Source organism: Pseudomonas sp. GZD-209, from assembly GCF_049310485.1.
GTDB lineage: Bacteria > Pseudomonadota > Gammaproteobacteria > Pseudomonadales > Pseudomonadaceae > Aquipseudomonas > Aquipseudomonas sichuanensis.
In genome coordinates, this window is record NZ_JBMOWQ010000164.1 from 12,555 (window position 1) to 32,556 (window position 20,002).

The 20,002-nt window shown below is 61.0% G+C and carries 14 protein-coding genes; 8 read left to right on the forward strand and 6 right to left on the reverse strand.

What is annotated here, in order from left to right:
• Positions 1–7 precede the first annotated feature (7 nt).
• From sbcB to ACO6VM_RS18835, 3 genes are all read right to left on the reverse strand, one after another.
• Complete coding sequence (gene sbcB / locus ACO6VM_RS18825; RefSeq protein ID WP_422403636.1) at positions 8–1,438, reverse strand: exodeoxyribonuclease I; 1,431 nt, start codon at positions 1,436–1,438, stop codon at positions 8–10.
• 62 nt (positions 1,439–1,500) lie between these two features.
• Positions 1,501–1,860 carry a PilZ domain-containing protein gene (locus ACO6VM_RS18830; RefSeq protein WP_125465424.1) on the reverse strand — a complete coding sequence of 120 codons (360 nt, stop codon included), beginning with the start codon at positions 1,858–1,860 and terminating at the stop codon, positions 1,501–1,503.
• A 124-nt stretch (positions 1,861–1,984) separates the two neighbouring features.
• A complete protein-coding gene (locus ACO6VM_RS18835) occupies positions 1,985–2,368 on the reverse strand; it encodes a tol-pal system YbgF family protein (RefSeq protein WP_401059925.1) in 384 nt (127 codons plus the stop codon).
• 241 nt (positions 2,369–2,609) lie between these two features.
• Between ACO6VM_RS18835 and pyk the strand changes: the two genes are divergently transcribed.
• Entirely contained in the window at positions 2,610–4,064 is a 1,455-nt protein-coding gene (gene pyk / locus ACO6VM_RS18840; protein WP_125465426.1) for a pyruvate kinase, read from the forward strand.
• A gap of 158 nt (positions 4,065–4,222) precedes the next feature.
• Here pyk and ACO6VM_RS18845 read toward each other — a convergent pair whose 3' ends face one another.
• A complete protein-coding gene (locus tag ACO6VM_RS18845) occupies positions 4,223–5,143 on the reverse strand; it encodes an iron-sulfur-binding ferredoxin reductase (RefSeq protein ID WP_422403637.1) in 921 nt (306 codons plus the stop codon).
• Positions 5,144–5,572: 429 nt separating this feature from the next.
• Between ACO6VM_RS18845 and ACO6VM_RS18850 the strand changes: the two genes are divergently transcribed.
• The 6 genes from ACO6VM_RS18850 to ACO6VM_RS18875 all read left to right on the forward strand — a co-directional run bounded on the left by ACO6VM_RS18850 (position 5,573) and on the right by ACO6VM_RS18875 (position 17,960).
• The gene (locus tag ACO6VM_RS18850; RefSeq protein ID WP_110994918.1) at positions 5,573–7,093 is read left to right on the forward strand and encodes a fumarate hydratase; all 1,521 of its coding nucleotides are present in this window, start codon (positions 5,573–5,575) and stop codon (positions 7,091–7,093) included.
• Positions 7,094–7,294: 201 nt separating this feature from the next.
• Positions 7,295–9,280, forward strand: a complete 1,986-nt coding sequence (locus tag ACO6VM_RS18855; RefSeq protein WP_422403638.1) for a hypothetical protein — start codon at positions 7,295–7,297, stop codon at positions 9,278–9,280.
• Positions 9,281–9,674: 394 nt separating this feature from the next.
• Positions 9,675–11,690 (forward strand): hypothetical protein, encoded by a 2,016-nt coding sequence (locus tag ACO6VM_RS18860; RefSeq protein ID WP_422403639.1) that lies wholly within the window; start codon positions 9,675–9,677, stop codon positions 11,688–11,690.
• A gap of 194 nt (positions 11,691–11,884) precedes the next feature.
• Positions 11,885–12,847: a hypothetical protein gene (locus ACO6VM_RS18865; RefSeq protein WP_422403640.1), complete on the forward strand. Its 963-nt coding sequence runs from the start codon at positions 11,885–11,887 to the stop codon at positions 12,845–12,847.
• 62 nt (positions 12,848–12,909) lie between these two features.
• Positions 12,910–15,510, forward strand: coding sequence for a hypothetical protein (locus ACO6VM_RS18870; protein WP_422403641.1), 2,601 nt, complete (start codon positions 12,910–12,912; stop codon positions 15,508–15,510).
• A complete protein-coding gene (locus tag ACO6VM_RS18875) occupies positions 15,507–17,960 on the forward strand; it encodes an RHS repeat domain-containing protein (protein WP_422403642.1) in 2,454 nt (817 codons plus the stop codon). The genes ACO6VM_RS18870 and ACO6VM_RS18875 overlap by 4 nt, the downstream gene beginning before the upstream one ends.
• Here the strand turns inward: ACO6VM_RS18875 and ACO6VM_RS18880 are convergent.
• Together ACO6VM_RS18880 and ACO6VM_RS18885 are read right to left on the reverse strand one after the other, a co-directional pair.
• A complete protein-coding gene (locus ACO6VM_RS18880) occupies positions 17,948–18,832 on the reverse strand; it encodes a carbon-nitrogen hydrolase family protein (RefSeq protein WP_422403643.1) in 885 nt (294 codons plus the stop codon). The genes ACO6VM_RS18875 and ACO6VM_RS18880 overlap by 13 nt on opposite strands.
• A complete protein-coding gene (locus tag ACO6VM_RS18885; protein ID WP_347149270.1) occupies positions 18,829–19,419 on the reverse strand; it encodes a GNAT family acetyltransferase in 591 nt (196 codons plus the stop codon). Before ACO6VM_RS18885 ends, ACO6VM_RS18880 begins: the two co-directional genes overlap by 4 nt.
• Before the next feature lie 115 nt (positions 19,420–19,534).
• Here ACO6VM_RS18885 and ACO6VM_RS18890 point away from each other — a divergent pair, with 115 nt between their 5' ends.
• Positions 19,535–19,933 (forward strand): nuclear transport factor 2 family protein, encoded by a 399-nt coding sequence (locus ACO6VM_RS18890; RefSeq protein ID WP_401059909.1) that lies wholly within the window; start codon positions 19,535–19,537, stop codon positions 19,931–19,933.
• The last annotated feature ends 69 nt before the right edge of the window (positions 19,934–20,002 follow it).

Genomic DNA, 20,002 nt, shown 5'->3' on the forward strand with positions numbered 1-20,002 from the left:
CTTGCGTTCAAATCTGGAACTGCATTTTCAATTGCCCGGCATGCGCCTGCCAGGCCTTCAATACCGCTCTCCCCGCCTCGTCAGCCTCTGCCCAACTGCTCTGCAACGCCTTCTCGAAGTCACCCAGGGTGTTCGGTGCGCCCATGGCAGGGTCGCTTAAACGCTGCTGGCAGAATGCCTGCCAACGTGCCTTTTCTTGTGCGTCGAGGGTGTCGGCAAAGTTGCGTGCACGGTAACGGAACAACAGCTCGGGCAAGCGCGAATCATCGAACATCCAGTGGCCCTTGGCTAATTGCGCCGGGTCTGTGGTGCGTACTTGTTCACACAAGCGTCTATCTCGATCACCGATGAATCCGTCGTACAACTGCTGTTCCGGATCCTCACACGGGGCAAAGTCTTCTTCCCCGTAAATAACCTCGAGCTTGTCACGCCAATGGGCCTGCTGACTGGCCAATTGCTCAGCGTGCTTCTGCAATTGCGCCATATCCAGGCCCAACCGTTGTTGATCGGCGGGGCGCACTACCGACAAGGGTGCCAGCACCGGGCAACGATTGACATGCACCAACTTCAACGGCACGGGTAGTTCGCCTTCAGCCAATGCTTCGCGCCGCGTGTACAACCGCTGACGCAGCACCTCGGCACTTTCCTGCAGCAGCGGTGAAGTTTCCTGCCCCAGGTCACAGACAATCAGGGCGTTGCGATTACGCGGATGCCAGGCCAATGGCAGCACCACACCGATGTAATTACGCTGGGCAGAGAAACGCCCTGATACATGTACCAATGGCTGCAGCAGACGAATCTGCTCCATCACTTTGTGCTTGCTGCGCAACTGGAACAGCCAGTCATAGAGTTTCGGTTGTTTCTCGCGAATCAGTCGCGCCAGCGCGATGGTTGCCCGTACGTCGGACAGCGCTTCATGGGCGTGGCCATGGTCGATGCCATTGGCCTTGCTGAGCAGCTCCAGGCGCAGGCTGGTGCGTCCCTCCTGCTGCGGCCAGACAATCCCTTCAGGGCGCAGGGCATACGCAGTGCGCACCACGTCGATCAGATCCCAACGGCTGTTGCCGCCCTGCCATTCGCGGGCATAGGGGTCGAAAAAGTTGCGGTAAAGGCTGTAGCGGGTGACTTCGTCGTCAAAACGCAGGGTGTTGTAGCCGGCACCACAGGTGCCTGGGCGGGCCAACTGCTCATGGATGCGGGTCATGAACTCGGCTTCGCACAAGCCCTGGCTGGCCAGCTGCTGCGGCGTGATACCGGTCACCAGGCACGCGGCGGGGTGCGGCAGGATGTCATCGGAGGGGCGGCAATAAAGGCTGATCGGCGCCTCGATCTCGTTGAGGTCGAGGTCGGTGCGTACACCGGCCACCTGCAACGGGCGGTCGTTACGTGGGTTGATGCCGGTGGTTTCGTAGTCGTGCCAGAAGATGCTGGAGCTCACGGGGTCTTCCTGTAACAAGGTCGACCAGAGTCTAGCGGGCGCAGTGGCGCCAGGGCCAGCGTTCAGGCAGAAGCGTTGAGCGGGCGGAAACTGAAGTAGTCGCGCAGCGAGCGCACGAAATCATCGTATTCCTGGGGTGCCTGCAGCAGCATGAAGCCGGCATCGTAATGACCCGGCGTCTCGTCTTCGCGGCACCACAGGCAACTGGCGGTGAGGTTGATCAGTTGCTGTCCGCCACCGGCCTGCGGCACGCGCAGCTGCAGCTCGAAGTCTGGCCCCACCAACACCGGCAACTGACTGATCAGCATCAGGCCATCCTCTGAGGCATTGCCCAGGTAGCCGATCTGCTGGTCGGTAAAGCGGTTGTAGACCTTGAGTACGCAAGGCAGTTGGTGACGCTGTATATGACGTTCGATGAACATGGCGGCTGTGTATTCCTGTACCCGGAGCCAGGAAGACAAGGTACTGGCAGTGATCGTTACAACTTGTTTAACAGATTAGCGCAGCACGATGGGCCATTACCATGAAATCGGCGACACCTTGGGATTAACGCCAAGGTGTACCTTTTACCGGGCTGGTCACTGCCGCTTCACCCCGCAGATAGCCCAGCCTATCCAGGGTCTGCAGGCGGGCCTGGGCGCGATAGGCGTATTCGTTGCGTGGGTACTGCTGGATCAGGTACTGGTAGGTCTGCGCTGCATCCACGTAAAGTTTCTGCCGCTCCAGGCACTGGCCACGCAGCATCGACACTTCCGGATGAATGAACGGCCGTGCGCGGCTGGCGCGGTCGACCTGTGACAGCTCCAGCATGACCCGCGAGCAGTCGCCACGGTCATAGGCGCGGTAGGCATTGTTCAAATGGTGGTCCATGGACCAGCGGGTGCAGCCGACGACACTGGCCGCCATGGTCAAAACGATCAGGGTGCGCATGGGAACTCTCCTTGGATGCCAAGTGTATCGGCGCCTGTGTGAAATTCTCCAGCTTCAAGTTACAAGTGGCGCAATGCATCAATCAGCCGCTCATCCATCTGCTTGTAGCTTGCCGCTTGTAGCTTGCGGCTTTAAGCGTGCAAGCGACCGTTGATTCTGCCTCCCGGTAGTGCAACGGAACAATGACTACAGCCCAATTGAGGAGTAGCCTTTCGCTGCGCTTCACTATAGGAGTCTGTGCATGACCATCCGCCGTACCAAAATCGTCGCCACCCTTGGCCCCGCCAGCAACTCGCCGGAAGTGATCGAACAACTGATCCTCGCCGGCCTGGACGTGGCCCGCCTGAACTTTTCCCACGGCACCCCGGACGAGCACAAGGCCCGCGCCCGCCTGATCCGCGACATCGCCGCCAAGAACGGCCGCCACGTCGCGCTGCTGGGCGACCTGCAGGGTCCGAAGATCCGCATCGCCAAATTCAGCAACAAGCGCATCGAACTGAAAGTCGGTGACAAGTTCACCTTCTCCACCGCCCACCCGCTCACCGAAGGCAACCAGGACATCGTCGGCATCGATTACCCCGACCTGGTCAAAGACTGCGGCGTCGGTGACGAACTGCTGCTCGACGACGGCCGCGTGGTCATGCGCGTCGAGACCGCCACCAGCGATGCCCTGCATTGCGTGGTGATCATCGGTGGCCCGCTGTCCGACCACAAAGGCATCAACCGCAAGGGTGGCGGCCTGACCGCGCCAGCCCTGACCGAAAAAGACAAGGCCGACATCAAGCTCGCCGCGGAAATGGACCTGGACTACCTGGCCGTCTCCTTCCCGCGTGACGCCAGCGACATGGAATACGCCCGCAAGCTACGTGACGAAGCCGGCGGCAGCGCCTGGCTGGTGGCCAAGATCGAACGCGCCGAAGCGGTGGCCGACGACGAGACCCTCGACCAGCTGATCCGCGCCTCCGACGCGGTGATGGTTGCCCGTGGCGACCTGGGCGTGGAAATCGGCGACGCCGAGCTGATCGCCATCCAGAAGAAGATCATCCAGCACGCTCGCCGCAACAACAAAGCGGTGATCGTCGCGACCCAGATGATGGAGTCGATGATCCAGAACCCGATGCCGACCCGCGCCGAAGTGTCCGACGTGGCCAACGCCGTGCTGGACAACACCGACGCGGTGATGCTGTCGGCCGAAAGCGCCGCCGGTTCCTACCCGATCGAAGCTGTACAGGCCATGGCCCGTATCTGCTCGGGCGCCGAAAAGCACCCGACCAGCCAGAAGTCCAGCCACCGCCTGCACACCACCTTCGAGCGCTGCGACGAGTCCATCGCCCTCGCGGCGATGTACACCGCCAACCACTTCCCCGGCGTCAAGGCGATCATCGCTCTCACCGAAAGTGGCTACACCCCGCTGATCATGTCGCGCCTGCGTTCGCACGTGCCGATCTTCGCGCTGTCGCCACACCGCGCGACCCAGGCTCGCGCCAACATGTTCCGCGGCGTCTACCCGATCGCCTTCGACCCGGCTTCGCTGCCGGCCGACAAGGTCAGCCAGGCGGCAGTCGACGAGCTGCTCAAGCGTGGCCTGGTGGAGCAAGGTGACTGGGTCATCCTCACCAAGGGCGACAGCTACCACACCATCGGTGGCACCAATGGCATGAAGATCCTGCATGTCGGTGACCCGCTGGTCGGCTGATCGGCACGCGGTACCCATCGCGGGGGGGGGAAGAACCCCCCACAACCAAAAAAAGAGAGGTGGGGGGAGGGTGTGACATGTAGAGAGGCCCCCCCTCTCCCACCCCAGGTTTCGTGTTTGGGGGGGGTTTTCCCCCCCCCCGCGATGCTTTTCAGCCCTCAAGCGTGCTCGGTAAATACGTCCGCAAACACCTGATTGCGCGGCACCCCGGCAATGAACAAGCGCCGGGCGAAACGTTCCACACTCGCAGGCGACCCGCACACTAGCGCTATGGTCTGACGCGACATCAGCTTCAACCCAGCCAACGCCTCATCCAACTGCGCCGCCAACACCAGTTCGACCGTCACCCCGTCCAGCGCCTGTAACGACTGCCTCAGATAGTGCCCCTCAGCGGTGTGTGCCACGTGCAGCACCCGAATCTCCCCCCGATGCCCCTGGCGCAAGGCTTCGCGCAAGAGGCCCCACAATGGCGCCAACCCGGTCCCCGCTGCCAACAACCACAGCGGCCGCTCCTGCCAGTCCGGGTCGTAATGCAAAGCCCCACCTCTCAACTCGCCCAGCCTCAGCTCATCGCCAACCTGTAACTGCCTGGCCCGGTCGCAAAAGGCCCCCGAACGCCTGCAATCAAGGTGAAATTCCAGAAAAGCTTCCTCGCCCGGCAGGCTTGCCAACGAGTAGGGCCGCGCAACATCACCGCACCACAGCACCTGGTGCTGGCCGGCCTGGTAGCGCAAAAGCCGCTCGGGCAGCAGCCGCAGGCGCAGCACATCGCCGAACCAGGCCAGTTCGCTGACCGTAGCAGCAACACCGTCGCGTCGGGGGTCGAACAGTTCCAGGACCAGGTCACTGTTGACCGAGCACTGGCAGGCCAGGCGCCAGCCTTGTTCACGCTTGTCCGCCGCCAGGGCCTCGGGCTTCGCATCCCCGGGCATACCGTCCAGGCAGCGCACCAGGCAGGCATGGCAACTGCCGGCGCGGCAGCTGTAGGGCACGGCGTAGCCGGCGCCGTTGAGCGCATCCAGAAGATTACTGCCGCTAGGCACCGCCCATTGGCGCGCACCCACAGTCAGTTCGGCCATGTCATTGATCTCCAAATACTCGCCTGATGATCAAGCAATGGGGCCGCTTGGCGGCCCTTCGCGGGTAAACCCGCTCCCACAAGGTCGGTGCATTCCCTGTGGGAAAAACCCCCTTCCCAAGGTTTCGGCCCTTCTTTTGTGGGGGTGGGTTTACCCGCGAAGGGCTGCGCAGCAGCCCCAGTCGATGTCACCCGTTAAACCATTGAATAGCATCACACTGCCCACGTCATCAGCAAAAACGATGCCCGCCCCGCAGCCGACCAAGGTCCAGACCACCCGCAGGTGTTTCCCACGGCGGGGCGCGGTATACTGCCGCGCCTTTTTGCCCCGGCCCGACCAGCCGGAGCCTTGCCAGGCACTGCCGACATACCGGTGTGCGTTGTCGGTGTGCCTATTTGAATGTTCCCGTCTTTAAGAGGAGCGCGCTGCATGACCGTGATCAAGCAAGACGACCTGATTCAGAGCGTTGCCGACGCCCTGCAATTCATCTCGTACTACCACCCCGTCGACTTCATCCAGGCGATGCACGAGGCCTACCTGCGTGAAGAGTCGCCCGCCGCGCGTGACTCGATCGCCCAGATCCTGATCAACTCGCGCATGTGCGCCACCGGCCACCGCCCGATCTGCCAGGACACCGGTATCGTCACCGTGTTCGTGCGCGTGGGCATGGACGTACGCTGGGACGCCACCCTGAGCGTCGACGACATGATCAACGAAGGTGTGCGCCGCGCCTACAACCTGCCCGAGAACGTCCTGCGCGCCTCGATCCTGGCCGACCCGGCCGGTGCCCGCAAGAACACCAAGGACAACACCCCGGCCGTCATCCACTACTCCATCGTCCCTGGCGACAAGGTAGAAGTGGACGTCGCGGCCAAAGGCGGCGGTTCCGAGAACAAGTCGAAGATGGCCATGCTCAACCCGTCCGACTCGATCGTCGACTGGGTGCTCAAGACCGTCCCGACCATGGGCGCTGGCTGGTGCCCGCCAGGCATGCTCGGCATCGGCATCGGCGGTACCGCCGAGAAAGCCGCCGTCATGGCCAAGGAAGTGTTGATGGAGTCCATCGACATTCATGAGCTCAAGGCCCGTGGCCCGCAGAACCGTATCGAAGAGATCCGCCTGGAGCTGTTCGACAAGGTCAACCAGCTGGGCATCGGCGCCCAGGGCCTGGGCGGCCTGACCACCGTGCTCGACGTCAAGATCATGGACTACCCGACCCACGCCGCCTCCCTGCCGGTGTGCATGATCCCCAACTGCGCCGCCACTCGTCACGCCCACTTCGTGCTCGACGGTTCCGGCCCTGCCGAACTGGAAGCGCCGTCGCTGGACGCCTACCCGGAAATCGTCTGGGAAGCCGGCCCGAGCGCCCGCCGCGTCAACCTCGACGAGATCACCCCGGAAGAAGTCGCCAGCTGGCAGCCAGGCGAGACCATCCTGCTCAACGGCAAGATGCTCACCGGCCGCGACGCCGCGCACAAGCGCATGGTCGAGATGCTCAACCGCGGCGAAGAGCTGCCGGTCGACCTCAAAGGCCGCTTCATCTATTACGTCGGCCCGGTCGACCCGGTCGGTGACGAAGTGGTAGGCCCAGCCGGCCCGACCACCGCCACCCGCATGGACAAGTTCACCCGCCAGATCCTCGAGCAAACTGGCCTCTTGGGCATGATCGGCAAGTCCGAACGTGGCCCGACCGCCATCGAAGCGATCAAGGACAACAAGGCCGTGTACCTGATGGCCGTCGGCGGCGCCGCCTACCTGGTGGCCCAGGCCATCCGCAAGTCGAAGGTCCTGGCCTTCGCCGAGCTGGGCATGGAAGCGATCTACGAGTTCGAAGTGAAAGACATGCCGGTCACCGTCGCGGTGGACAGCAAGGGTGAGTCGGTGCACATCACCGGCCCTGCGCTGTGGCAGAGCAAGATCGCCGAAAGCCTGGCGGTGGAAGTGAAGTAATCATCGCCCACGCGATATGAAACGCCCGGCCATTGCCGGGCGTTTTTATTCCACTTCATTATTTGGTTTCTGATTTCCGAACTTTATCGACGCCTGCGACTGGGCACTGCCGATATCGCTACCTGATATTTTTGCCAGGTTTCAACCGCTCCCCGCCTGATTAGACTCCTACCTGAACACCAACAATCAGGTGAGGCCATCATGACAGGCAAGCGCTCAATCACTGACTGGCTCAGTAACTTTGAAATCGTTCTTTCATCCGCCAGCACCTCAGTCTTCAACAATAGCCGCCAGCAGGTGGAGGTCATCATTCTGGCGAAAACACAAAGTGGGCAGGTAATATCCGAAAAAGAATTCAAGTCTTTGCGCATCGTCAGTCAGAAAGCCTTCGGCATTTACGATCCGCTTCCAGAGAAGCATGCTTCAGCCCCCTGGTTCTACAGCGACCAGTATGATGTGCGATTCGACTATTTCCCAGCCTTGACTCAACCCACACTCCCCGAACCGCCGACGCCTCCTGGCATGGACGAAAAGAATTTGATCCGTGAGGACAATGCGTCCTATTGGCTGAATGACAGCGAAATTCGCTACAAGCAACTTTATATTCATAGTCGAGCGCCGGCTGGCAGCAAATTAACCCTACGCGTGGCCATCACCAAGGATGCCGACGGCGAGGACTACTACTCTGATAAGGACTTAATATCTGACCTTGATCTCTATGCCCATCCGGCTCCCAATTACGTTTTCCCTCAAGACTACCAATGGGCACAAACCCGAAACGAAGGTGACACCGTCGGCGGCTCCCGCTTTATTCACGAGCACCGTTTGATGCCCATTGAAGTACCCTTTTCCTACGCGCAATTCGAGCCGGATGATACCAATGGCATGATCCGCTGGCAGGATCATCAGCCAGATCAGACCTTCGCATCACACGTCGGCATCGCATGGCCTGGTGACAAGACGGTGCACTACGACACCAGCATCCGTCTGGGCGCTCACTTCCCTGCGCGTCAGGTCAAAGAGGTCAAGACTGACAACACCGGCGCCGTCATCGTGCTACTGCAAGGTGATAACCAGATCCCTTACTACACCGCAGGCACCGATCGCCAAGGCCCTTGCCGAGTCAGTGCCTACGATCGGCATGGCAACCGTCATCGCTTGTCCATCGCCTTCGACGATACGCAGTCGGACCCGTTGGGTCGTCGCTCCAAGCTTACGGTGGTTAACACAAGCGCCCTGGACGAACAGACCACGCCGTTACGTGTCGCCAACATTGCGTTCTTCCAGGTGAAAGGGCTCGGTTCTGCGAACAACAATACAAGCTGCCCGCTCTACAACAACACGTACCAATCCACCTACATCGACATCGTGATCCGAGCACTCGACGAAAAACAGCAGCCTGTCCAACTAACGGCCGCTGAACTGAACAGTATTCAGTTGGTGCGTTACGATACAGGTGCAGTGCTCGGCAGTGGCTATACCACGTATATCGCTGCCACACGTCGCTCACCCTATGACCTGTTCGACTTTTATCCTGGCACAGCAACAGAGAACAGTTTGGCAGCCAACCAGAATGATCAGACCATACGTTTCTGGTTGACGACCAATACCAGCACAAACTTGCAGGTTGCCGCTCGCCTCGTGCTCGGCGGTGTTACTTATCACACCTATCAGAAAGACGTGACTGTCGGCGGCGTTACGGTCGCGGGAAAATCCAACAGCTCAGCCATTATTGCCCCCCGCCCTCGCAACTATGACCTTGGGCCCACAGATTTTAGATTCACAAGAACCGACTACTCGGATGATGGTAATGCTGACATCGACGTTTACAGACTCTGGTTCTACGAAAGCAAGTACAAAATCCGTTATTCAAACCACCGCGACGAAAGTGTCTACAAAGGCGTCACCAGTAACAAACGACACGAGATACGAGTCTACAAGCGCGACTCCAGAAGGGAGGGGATACCCAGCAATTCCTACCACTATTTTGCGACGGTGAATGACCGAGATGGTAATGCCTATGCCACCCGAATACGCGTAAATCGCAATGAAAACTCCCCAGATACCGATTTTCACCGCCATGTCACTTACTATGACCAAAACGGTAACGGTCACCTGTTATGGGTTGGGAGTAAGGCGGGCAGCAACGGAAACCTTATGCATTGGCGCAATGTCCCCCAAGTCTAGCCACCGACATTTCCTTGCTTTATTGTATTTCTCATCAGCGAAGATGGAGCAGTAGCGGAAAATTTATTTAAACTTTCCAGGAAATGGATGCCGAGCTGCAAGCCCATCGCGCGCGCAACCCGCGCTTTGCCTACCACGGGCGTCTGGCATTGTGCCAAGCGCGTTGTTGGAGTCCTCGGGGAGTGAAGCAATCATCGCCCACGCGATATGAAACGCCCGGCCATTTCCGGGCGTTTTTATTCAATTTCATTATTTTGCCTCTGACTACCAACCTTTATCGACGCCTGCGATAGTGGGCACTGCCGACCTCGCCACCTGATATTTTTGCCAGGTTTCAACTGCTCGCCGCCTGATTAGAATACTACCTGAACGCCAACAATCAGGTCAGGCCACCATGAAAACTAAGCGAGATATCACTGACTGGCTCAGCCACTTTGAAATCGTTCTTTCATCCGCGAGCACCTCAGTCTTCAACAATAGCCGCCAGCAGGTGGAGGTCATCATTCTGGCGAAAACACAAGGTGATCTTAAATTATCCGATAATGAATTCAAGTCCTTGCGCATCGTCAGCCAGAAAGCCTTCGGTATTTACGACCCACTTCCAGAGGATAATACTTCGGCCCCCTGGTTCTACAGCACTGAGCATGATAAGCGATTCGACTATTTCCCAACCTTGACTCAACCCAAACTCCCCGAACCGCCGACACCTCCCGGCATGGACGAAAAGAGTTTGATCCGTGAGGACAATGCGTCCTATTGGCTGAATGACAGCGAAACTAGCTACAAACAGCTTTATATTCATAGTCGAGCGCCGGCTGGCAGCAAAGTAACCCTGCGCGTGGCCATCACCCGGGATGCCGAAGGTGGCGGAAAGGGCGAGGACTATTACTCTGACGACATCTATGTAAATTCCATTGACCTCTATGCCCATCCGACTCCCAACTACGTTTTCCCTCAAGACTACCAATGGACTCAGACCCGAAGCGAAGGCGATACCGTCGGCGGCTCCCGCTTTATTCACGAGCACCGTTTGATGCCCATTGAAGTACCCTTTTCCTACGCGCAATTCGAGCCGGATGATACCAATGGCATGATCCGCTGGCAGGATCATCAGCCAGATCAGACCTTCGCATCACACGTCGGCATCGCATGGCCTGGTGACAAGACGGTGCACTACGACACCAGCATCCGTCTGGGCGCTCACTTCCCTGCGCGTCAGGTCAAAGAGGTCAAGACTGACAACACCGGCGCCGTCATCGTGCTACTGCAAGGTGACAACCAGATCCCTTACTACACCGCAGGCACCGATCGCCAGGGCCCTTGCCGACTCTCCGCCTACGATCGGCATGGCAACCGTCATCGCTTGTCCATCGCCTTCGACGATACGCAGTCGGACCCGTTGGGTCGTCGCTCCAAGCTCACGGTGGTTAACACAAGCGCCCTGGACGAACAGACCACGCCATTACGTGTCGCCAACATTGCGTTCTTCCAGGTGAAAGGGATCGGTTCCGCGAACAACAATACAAGCTGCCCCCTCTACAACAACACGTACCAATCCACCTACATCGACATCGTGATCCGAGCACTCGACGAAAAACAGCAGCCTGTCCAACTGACGGCCGCTGAACTGAACAGTATTCAGTTGGTGCGTTACGATACAGGTGCAGTGCTCGGCAGTGGCTATACCACGTATATCGCTGCCACACGTCGCTCACCCTATGACCTGTTCGACTTTTATCCTGGTACAGCAACAGAGAACAGTTTGGCCCCCCACCAGAATGATCAGGCCATACGTTTCTGGTTGACGACCAATACCACCACAAACCTGCAGGTTGCCGCTCGCCTCGTACTCGGCGGTGTTACTTACCACACCTATCAGAAAGACGTGACTGTCGGCGGCGTTACGGTCGCGGGTAAATCCAACAGTTCATCCATTATCGTACCTTACCCTCGAAACTACGATCTGAAGCCGGAACATTTCAGATATGGCTACAAAAACTACTCAAACAGCGCCCATGAAGATATCGACATTTATCATCTATGGATCCACGACACCAAATACCAGCTCCGCTACTCGTCGGGCGGCGACAACCAGCACTATCAAAATTCCCGCAACGGCGTGCAGTACGAGCAACTACATTATAAACTCGACCGCACCCGCGAAGTTAGAGTAAGCGTTTGGTACTATAATGTTGCGACAATAAATAATGTACCCGGCCGTGCGTACGGTTCACGACTTAGGGCAGACAGTATCATCGAGCGCCCCAAAAAAGATTATGGCTTTTCGATAATCTATTACGATCAAAATGGTAACGGGCATGAGCTATGGGTCCTGAACAAGACCGGATCATATGGAAATCTTCTAACGTGGAATAATGTGCCCTATTTGGATATTAGCCAAGCCGACTAACTCAACGATTATTCAATGCACATCACCGCCCTTGCCATTTGTCACGGGCAAATTCACAGATCGGGCAATTCAATGAAACTCACAAGATAACATTGATCCCGTCTTACATCAGCGCCCGAGCGATATATAACTACCGCTCGCCGCTCCCCTCCTTCCACTTTAATGAGCCCTCACCTCCCACAAAGGAAGGGCTCATGACCCACACACCATCCGCCAATCAATGGCTTCGTCGTTTCCGCGTCGATATCACTTCCAACTCCAACCGCGTCTACGCCAACGGTCGCCAGCAGGTTGAAGTGACCGTGACCCTGGAACCGCGCGATGGCCAGACCATCACCGAACAAAGCCTGGCCTCGCTCGAACTGCTGCAGATCGATGACCAGGGGCAGTTCCACATCCTGGATGCCGAGCTGCAAGCCCATCACGAGCGCGACCCGCGTTTTGCCTATCACGCAGCCTCCGGCGTTGCGCCCAGCCCCTTGATGGAGTCCTCGCCCCGAACCATCCGCCGCCGCTTCTACGTGAGCTCGACACTGCCCGGCGGCACGGTAAGCACCCTGTATGCCGGGATCTGGAAGGACGAGCAGACCCATTTCGAAACCAACGTCGCCCCATTCAAGTCGTCGGCGGTCATCGAGTCCATTTCGCCCCAACGGCTCCCCGAGTCGGCCTTCAAACTGAAGATGGAAGACACGATCGCCTACAAGGTCGCCACCGAGCGCTACTGGGATGACGAAGTCGAACATCAGGTCGGTTACTTCGGCCTCAGGGACCCCAACAACTTCATCGTGGCAAGTAGCTCCCAGGCAACACCCGATGGGCACGCCTTCTACGAACGCCACAACTGGGACCATGCACTGATTTCCTTCCAACTGACCAACGACTACAGCCAGCACGCCAAAGTGAGCGTCCATGGTGTGGATCAGGCCTTCGTACTGGATGTACCCGGTTCGCGGGGCCGCCTGACCCAACGCCCTCATCAGATGACGCTGCACCGCTACCACCAACGCTTCTACACAAGCCACTACAACTCGCTCAGTGAAGAGCAGAGCCTGTGGCAAATCATCGACCGTAATGGCAACGAACATCACATCGAGTTCCTCAGCAAGGACAACGGTAGGGCCATCGACTTCCAGGTGATCCAGGGCAACGCCTGATACACCGGCTCGGCGCCCCGCAAGGGGTGCCTGGCGTTTCTGGTTCAACCGAGGAAACCTGCATGTCCACACTGCACACCCAAGCCAGCAACTTCCTGGACTTCCTGAAGACCGGCGTAGACCCTCGCACCGGCCAGTTCACCCTGGCCATCGCCCTGCCCCTGCCACCGGCCAACCAGCTCTGCGGCCCCACCCTGACCCTGACCCTCAGCTTCAACCTGCTGAACTCCCCGCTCGATCGCGGTTATGGCCACGGCTGGGCCCTGGGCCTGTCGGAAATCGATCTGGACCAGAACGCAGCAAGACTGCGCCTGAGTTCGGGCGAGCAGTTCGCCGTCGACCTGGATGCTTCCCAGTTCACCGTCAATGGCCGACTGGCGTTGCACGATCAGAAACTGACCACCTTCCTGGCGACCTGGCAAGCTGACGGCAGCCTGCGCGTCGACCACAAGTCCGGGGAATGCGAGATTCTCAGGCGCCAGGACAGCGACAGCGGCCGTTACCTGCTGGCCGAGCTGCGCTCGCCGGAAGGTCGCAGGCTGTTCTTCGACTGGCTGCCGTTCGCCGAGGGCGATTACAGGCTCCAGCAGATTCGCGACGAACAACGCACCCTGCTGACCCTCGAAAATCGCCAGGGCGAGCTGCACTTCATCCTCAACCCGCACAGCCAGCAGCCCGCCACCTTGCGCGCGCTGCTCAGCAATGACTGGCTGACCGAGGTCCATCTACCCGGCGTCGACGAACCGTTCAGCATCGACTACGAGCCCATCGACCTTGCCGGCGCGACGACCCTGCTGCTGCCCAGCTACATCCGCAGCCCGCTGGGTGCCGAGGACTTCGTGCACTGGGCCAGCGACAGCGATGGCCATCGCCTGCCGCCGGGAGCCCCCTTCCCCTACCTGCCTCGAGTGGCTGCCTGGACCCATGCCACGGGCCGCAATGGCAGCGAACTCAACCGTAGCTACACCTGGCTCGGCGAACACAACTTTCTGGGCTTCGGCAGCGACCAGGCCCTTGTATGGCACACCGGCCGAGACAACCTGTACCAGGTCGAAGGCGACTATCGCTACGAAGTCATCGAAACCCTGAGCGACGGCGACGGCCTGGCCCTTGGCAGCCATCACTTCACCTGGGACCGCCATCACCTGCTGGTCAGCGAAGTGACGCACCAAGGCCTGTGTGAAACACGCAGGACCACCACCTATGGCGTGGACCCGAGCCTCACCTGGGAACAGCAGCCGGCCTGGTGCCAATTGCCCCTGCAAGTCGCCATGACCTATATCGATCATGCCCGCGATGGCGCCAGCCGCACCGAGACCACCACCTACCGATACGATGAGGCAGGCAACATCCTGCACGTGCGCTACCCCAGCGGTGTCGAGGAGCACAACAGCTACTACCCGGCGACCGGTGCCGACGGTTGCCCGGCCGATGCCCTGGGCAGGGTACGCTGGCTCAGGAACAAGACCGTGACGCCAGCTCCGGCTGACGGCCAGGCACCCACACTAGGCACCCTGTATACGTATCAGGCTCTACCATCGCTGCTCGACGGCGAACCTGCCCACACCGTGGTGGCACGCGAACAAGGCTGGGATGAGGGCGAGCAACGCCTGCTGGAAACCACTAGCCAGGTCTACTGCACCATACCGGGCGCCGGCTACGGACGGCTGGCCGGCAGCGCCACGACCTTGAATGGCATGACTACCACCACCGAATACCACTACCGAACCGAACACGATGAGCTGGTCACGCAGACCACCCTCATCGGCTTCGAGCATGACGCCGAGAACCGCTCGACCCGCAGCGATGCCCGCTCGCTGCTGAGTGGCTTGACCAACTGGGAGCGTGACGAGGCAGGGGCACTCACGACCTACGCCCAAGACTCGCTAGGCCGGATCGTGCGCACCATCACGGCCGCCAACAGCCCCTACCAGGCCGAGCGCCAGGCCAGCTACCACCTGGGCGACACCGTCGCCAGGCAAGCCGCCAGCAGCGAGGCGCTCAACCCCGTGATGGTCGAACAGGTCGAGATCACCGGTCGCCGCCAACGGCAGTGGCTTGATGGGGATGGGCGAACGGTCAGGGTGGAGCTGGAAGACATCCAGCAGGCACCGGGCACCTTCAGGACCGTCGCTCACACGCAGTTTGATGCAATGGGCCGTTCAGTCAGCGAAACGGCCGTCGACTGGCTCGGCGAAGGCCTTGCACCGCTACGCCTGACCACCACCACCGCCTACAACGACTGGGGCCAGGCCGCACTCACCATCAGCCCCGAGGGCATCGAGCAACATGTTCGCCATGACCCGGTTCGCCAGCGTACCGAGCACTGGCAGGTTGCCGCAGGGCGCAACGGCCCGCGCCAGGTCATCGAGCTGAATGCGGCCGGCAGTCCTACCCGACAACAGCATTTCGACAGCGACGGCCAGTTGGTGCGCACCTTGAAGCTCACCCGCGACGGCCTGGACCGGGTCATCGAGGAGCGCCTCACCGTCCCAGGCTCAACCGACATCGTCAACCGCAAGCGCTACGACCACTACTCCCGGCTGGTCGAACAACAGCTGCCCGACGGTACCCGCCTGGCCTGGACCTTCGCTGCCCACAGCGATGACCAGCACGTGGAATCCCTTGCCATCACTCCCGCACAAGCGCAGGCCCCCGCATGAGCACCGACACCCTGATTCTCGGTCGCCAGACCTTCGACGGCCTCGGCCGCCAGCGCTCGGTGCAAGTCGCCGGGCGCAGCACCCAGTATCACTACCGGGCCGGGCAGCTACCGCCCAGCGCCAACACCTTGGCCGATGGCAAGCGCGTGACCTTCACCTACGAGCCACAGCTGGGTAATGCATTGCTTACCAGCCACGCCGACGGCGCCACACAGCAGCGCCTCGACTACCACCCCACGCTCGGCCTGCCATGCAGCGCCAGCGGCGAGCCGGGCAGCCAGCATTGGAGCTTCGACAGCGCCGGCCTGCCACTGCGTGATGCATGGCAGGTCGATGGCGAGGAGCACAGCACCCAGTGGCGCTACTCATTCAATGGCCAACTGTTGGGTTTCACCGACAGCGGCGCGGTGGAGCACCAGCGCCACCACGATGGGTACGGCCGGCTCAGTGTGCTCAAAGTCGGCGAAGTGACGACCACTTTTGCCTACGACGTCTTCTCCCGCCTCGACACCGTGACCACCCAGGACCCCGTCGCTGACCGTCGGCTCACGCGAAAAATCACTTACGACAGCATGGGCCGCGAACATCGCAACAGCTTCACCGTGGTCAACGACGGCAACACCCGGACCTTCACCCAGACCCTCGCCTACTCGGGCCTCGACCAACTCACCTCGCGCACCTGGCATGACGGCGAACAACAGGGGGAAGAGACCTTCGCCTACGACCTGCGCGGACGCATGGTGCGCTACCAGGCCGACCTGCACGCCGCGCCACAAGACCCCTTCGGTAACCGAGTCGTCGAACAACGCTTCAGCTTCAACGCCCTGGACGGCCATACCCAAGTCGTCACTACCTTTGCCGATGGCACCCGTGACGAGGCTCGGTTCAGCTACGCCAAAAACGACCCAACCCAGGTTGTCTCGATCACCCATACCCACCCATCTTGGCCCGAACGGATCACCCTCACCTACGATGCGTGCGGTCGCCTGATCGCCGACAGCCTGGGCCGTCAGCTGAACTGGGACGCTCATGAGCGACTGGCACGGGTGCAGCTCGATGGTCGAACCTGCGAGTACCGCTACGACGCCAGCGGCCACCTGTGCGACCGGGTGCTCGATGGCCAGCTCGAGCGCAGTTTCTTCAGCGCCGATCAACTGACCCACGCACAACCGTCTGGTCAACGTCACAGCCTGGTAGGTGATGGTGCCTCGCTGTTCGCGATCAACCACCCAGGCGCCAATACCACCCTGCTTGGCTGCGACGGCCAGGGCAGCGTACGCCTGGAAGTGGACGACGATGTTCGCCAACGCCGCTACACCGCCCACGGCAGCGGGCCGAACGATTCGGCCGGGTCCTGGTTCGGCTTTACCGGGGAACGCCAGGAACCGCTGACCAGCTGGCTGATCCCCGGTGGTTATCGCCCCTACGATCCGCTGCTGATGATGTTCCTCGCTCCCGACAGCGAAAGCCCGTTCGGCCGTGGTGGCATCAACGCCTACGCCTACCGCGGCGGCGACCCGGTCAACCGCTTCGACCCGGATGGCCACAGCTGGATGAACTGGACCTTGGCCGGCATCGGCCTGGTCATCGGCGCCGCGGCCACCCTGGCCAGCCTGGGCACCGCCGCCCCGGCCGTCGCCACCGTCCTCGCCGGAGGCCTGGGAGCCCTCAGTGCCAACAGTGCCTTGGCAATCAGCACCGCCGCCCTCAGTGCCGTCTCCCTCGGCACCGGGGTCGCTAGTGTCGCCCTGCAAGCCAGCGATGCCGACAGCAAGGCTGCCAGCGTGCTCGGCTGGATCTCCCTGGGCACCGGCATTGCCAGCGCAGTGACGGGCATGGCGCCTGCTGCGGCCAAATGGGCTGCCGGGCTCTCGAACAGCTCGGGTCGCGCGGCCAGCAAGCTGGCAAACTTCAAACCTTATAGAGTCGGCCCAGGTGGCGGCCAGCGCCCTGCCACGGTGCTGTTCGGCACAACCAAGGACGGCAGCGATGTGGCTTTCATCCCCAACTTGTATGGCGAGAACACCGCCGCATTCATGACGCACGGCCACCCACTGGGCATGCTGATGAATGCCCAGGGCCAGGCTGACGATGCCGCCAATATCGCCAGGAACCTGATCGCACCGCGCCTGGCCGAGATGGGTTACCCGGCCGAGCAGAAGATCGTGCTATTGACGTGCTGGGGCGGCAAGAGCGGTGCGGCGCAGAAGATCGCCAATGAGCTGCGCCGGCCCGTGGAAGCCTACAGCCAGAAGCTTTTCCTGCGAGGGGCCGCCGCCTTGCAGATGCCGCGAACCTACGAACCACTGTGGAACACGGGCTTCAATAACATTCCTGTCTACATGCCATCATTGGCAAGCAGGGCCTGGCGCCGGTTAAATGGCCATTTCCCGGCTTTTGCCGACAAGCCCTACTCGATTGCCAAGAGCAAGCTCTATCACCCTGGGTGAGCGACGCACGCAGCGAACTGTTCCGGCCAGTCCCGTCGGGTGAGGACCTGCCCTTCCCGCCTCACCCGACGGAGCTGATCAAGGTCAAGGTCGCACCGCAGCCATTGGCTTCCAGGCGGATCAAGCTCGGCGCTCAGTGCGATCACGCCATCCGCCGGCATGCCATGGTCCGGCGGCACGAACAACCCGGCGCGGCCGACATTCACGTCCAGCGCCGGCGACCAGCCTGCCTGCCCCACGGTCGGGCTCTGCAACACGGCGATCTGGCTCTCCAGCGCCCGGGCCTGGGCGCCGATGCGCACGCGGTGGTAACCGGCCTCGGTGTCGGTGCAGCTGGGCGCCAGGATCAGGTCGACACCGGCCTCGGCCAGGTGCCTGGCAAGCAGGGGGAATTCGTTGTCGTAACAGATCAGGATGCCCAACCGGCCCAGTGCCGTGTCGAACACCCGCAGCCCCTGCCCGGGGGCGATGTCCCACTGCTCGCGTTCGAAGCGGGTCATCATCAGCTTGTCCTGATGGCCTAGCCGCCCCTCGGGGCCGAACAACCAGGCGCGGTTGCGGTAGCGGCCATCGATATCCAGTACCGGTGCGCTGCCAGGCTGCAAATAGATGCCCCAACGCCGGGCGATGCCCTCGCACAACGCCAGCCAGGGCTCGATCAGCGGCTGAATCCCGGCGATCGAGCCTTTCAGGTCGCTACGCTGCTCGGCGGGCAATTGCCCACTGAGTAGCATCCCGGCGTATTCCGGCAACAGCAGCAGTTGCGCGCCCTGTTCGGCAGCCTCGGCGCACAGCCGTTCAAGGTGTGCCGCGTATGCCTCCCAGGTTTCGAACAGCTCGATGGCGTACTGGCAGGCAGCGAGGCGGATCATGCCGGCAACGCCTTGAGCCAGAACGACATGATCTTGCTCGACTGCTCCTGCTCGTCGAGGTCGCGCCAGCTGTAAGTCGTGCGCAGCGAGGGCTCATGCAGAAAGCCACGGTTGCGCCAGAAGCCATGCAAGGGCTTGTAGTCAGAAGGCCGGCGCGGATGCCCGGCCGGGCGCTCCACGGCGCAGAAGGCGCAATAGTCGAACTCGGCCAGCTTGTGGGCATAGGACTCGCGCTCGATGAAAAAGCGCACGCCCAGGCCCTGGCCGCGGTAGGCCGGCAGCAGCACCGACTCACCGAAGTAGTAGACCGAGGCCGGGTCACGGCCCTGGGCCAGGAACGGCTGCTGGAACTCGGGCGTCTCGTCCACCAGCGGCAGGCCGGTCGAAGCACCGACCACTTGGCCGCCGTCCAGCGCCAGCACTGCCAGGCTGCGCCCGGACTGGGCATAGGTGGCCAGGTAATCGGCTTCGTAGGCTTCAGTGCCTTGATAGAGGTAGGGAAACTCGCGGAACACCGTCAGGCGCAGGCGAGCGAGGTCATCGATGTAAGGCGCGATGGCGGCGCCATGGAGCAGGCGAATTTCCATGGGGGGCGGTCGTTTTGTCGATGTGGATGACGCGCTCGGCTAAGCCGGGCCTGAGGGGAAACCCTATCATCGGGCCCAGGCCACTCCCTTTCCCCTGCGCGACAGGTATTTCTCCATGACCGCTACCGAACTCGTCACCGCCTACTACAACGCCTTCAACGCCGGCGACATGCCAGCCTTCCTCGCCCTGCTCAGCGAGGACGTGATCCATGACATCAACCAGGGTGAGCGGCAGATGGGCAAGGCCAGGTTTGCCGCGTTCATGGACAAGATGAACCGCTGCTACCGCGAGCGGCTGGCCGATCTGGTGGTGATGCAGAACGCCGAAGGCAACCGCGCGGCGGCGGAATTCACCGTGCATGGCGAGTACCTGGCCGACGATGAAGGGTTGCCGCCGGCCAGTGGGCAGCAGTATGTGCTGGCGGCGGGGGCGTTCTTCTACATTCACTGCGGCAAGATTGCCCGGGTGAGCAACTACTACAACCTCAATGATTGGGTCGAGCAGGTAGTTTGAGGCCCGATCGCGGGGGGGGGGGGGGGGGGGGGGGGGGGGAGGGGAGGGGCGGGCGGGGGTGGCGTGGTC

Bases quoted from the DNA above. Each gene is read 5' to 3' on its own strand.
- ACO6VM_RS18885 (WP_347149270.1), bottom strand. From the start codon at position 19,419: ATGGAAATTCGCCTGCTCCATGGCGCCGCCATCGCGCCTTACATCGAT.
- ACO6VM_RS18850 (WP_110994918.1), top strand. From the start codon at position 5,573: ATGACCGTGATCAAGCAAGACGACCTGATTCAGAGCGTTGCCGACGCC.
- ACO6VM_RS18865 (WP_422403640.1), top strand. From the start codon at position 11,885: ATGACCCACACACCATCCGCCAATCAATGGCTTCGTCGTTTCCGCGTC.
- ACO6VM_RS18890 (WP_401059909.1), top strand. From the start codon at position 19,535: ATGACCGCTACCGAACTCGTCACCGCCTACTACAACGCCTTCAACGCC.
- ACO6VM_RS18860 (WP_422403639.1), top strand. From the start codon at position 9,675: ATGAAAACTAAGCGAGATATCACTGACTGGCTCAGCCACTTTGAAATC.
- ACO6VM_RS18845 (WP_422403637.1), bottom strand. From the start codon at position 5,143: ATGGCCGAACTGACTGTGGGTGCGCGCCAATGGGCGGTGCCTAGCGGC.
- ACO6VM_RS18830 (WP_125465424.1), bottom strand. From the start codon at position 1,860: ATGTTCATCGAACGTCATATACAGCGTCACCAACTGCCTTGCGTACTC.
- ACO6VM_RS18875 (WP_422403642.1), top strand. From the start codon at position 15,507: ATGAGCACCGACACCCTGATTCTCGGTCGCCAGACCTTCGACGGCCTC.
- ACO6VM_RS18855 (WP_422403638.1), top strand. From the start codon at position 7,295: ATGACAGGCAAGCGCTCAATCACTGACTGGCTCAGTAACTTTGAAATC.
- ACO6VM_RS18870 (WP_422403641.1), top strand. From the start codon at position 12,910: ATGTCCACACTGCACACCCAAGCCAGCAACTTCCTGGACTTCCTGAAG.
- pyk (WP_125465426.1), top strand. From the start codon at position 2,610: ATGACCATCCGCCGTACCAAAATCGTCGCCACCCTTGGCCCCGCCAGC.
- ACO6VM_RS18880 (WP_422403643.1), bottom strand. From the start codon at position 18,832: ATGATCCGCCTCGCTGCCTGCCAGTACGCCATCGAGCTGTTCGAAACC.
- ACO6VM_RS18835 (WP_401059925.1), bottom strand. From the start codon at position 2,368: ATGCGCACCCTGATCGTTTTGACCATGGCGGCCAGTGTCGTCGGCTGC.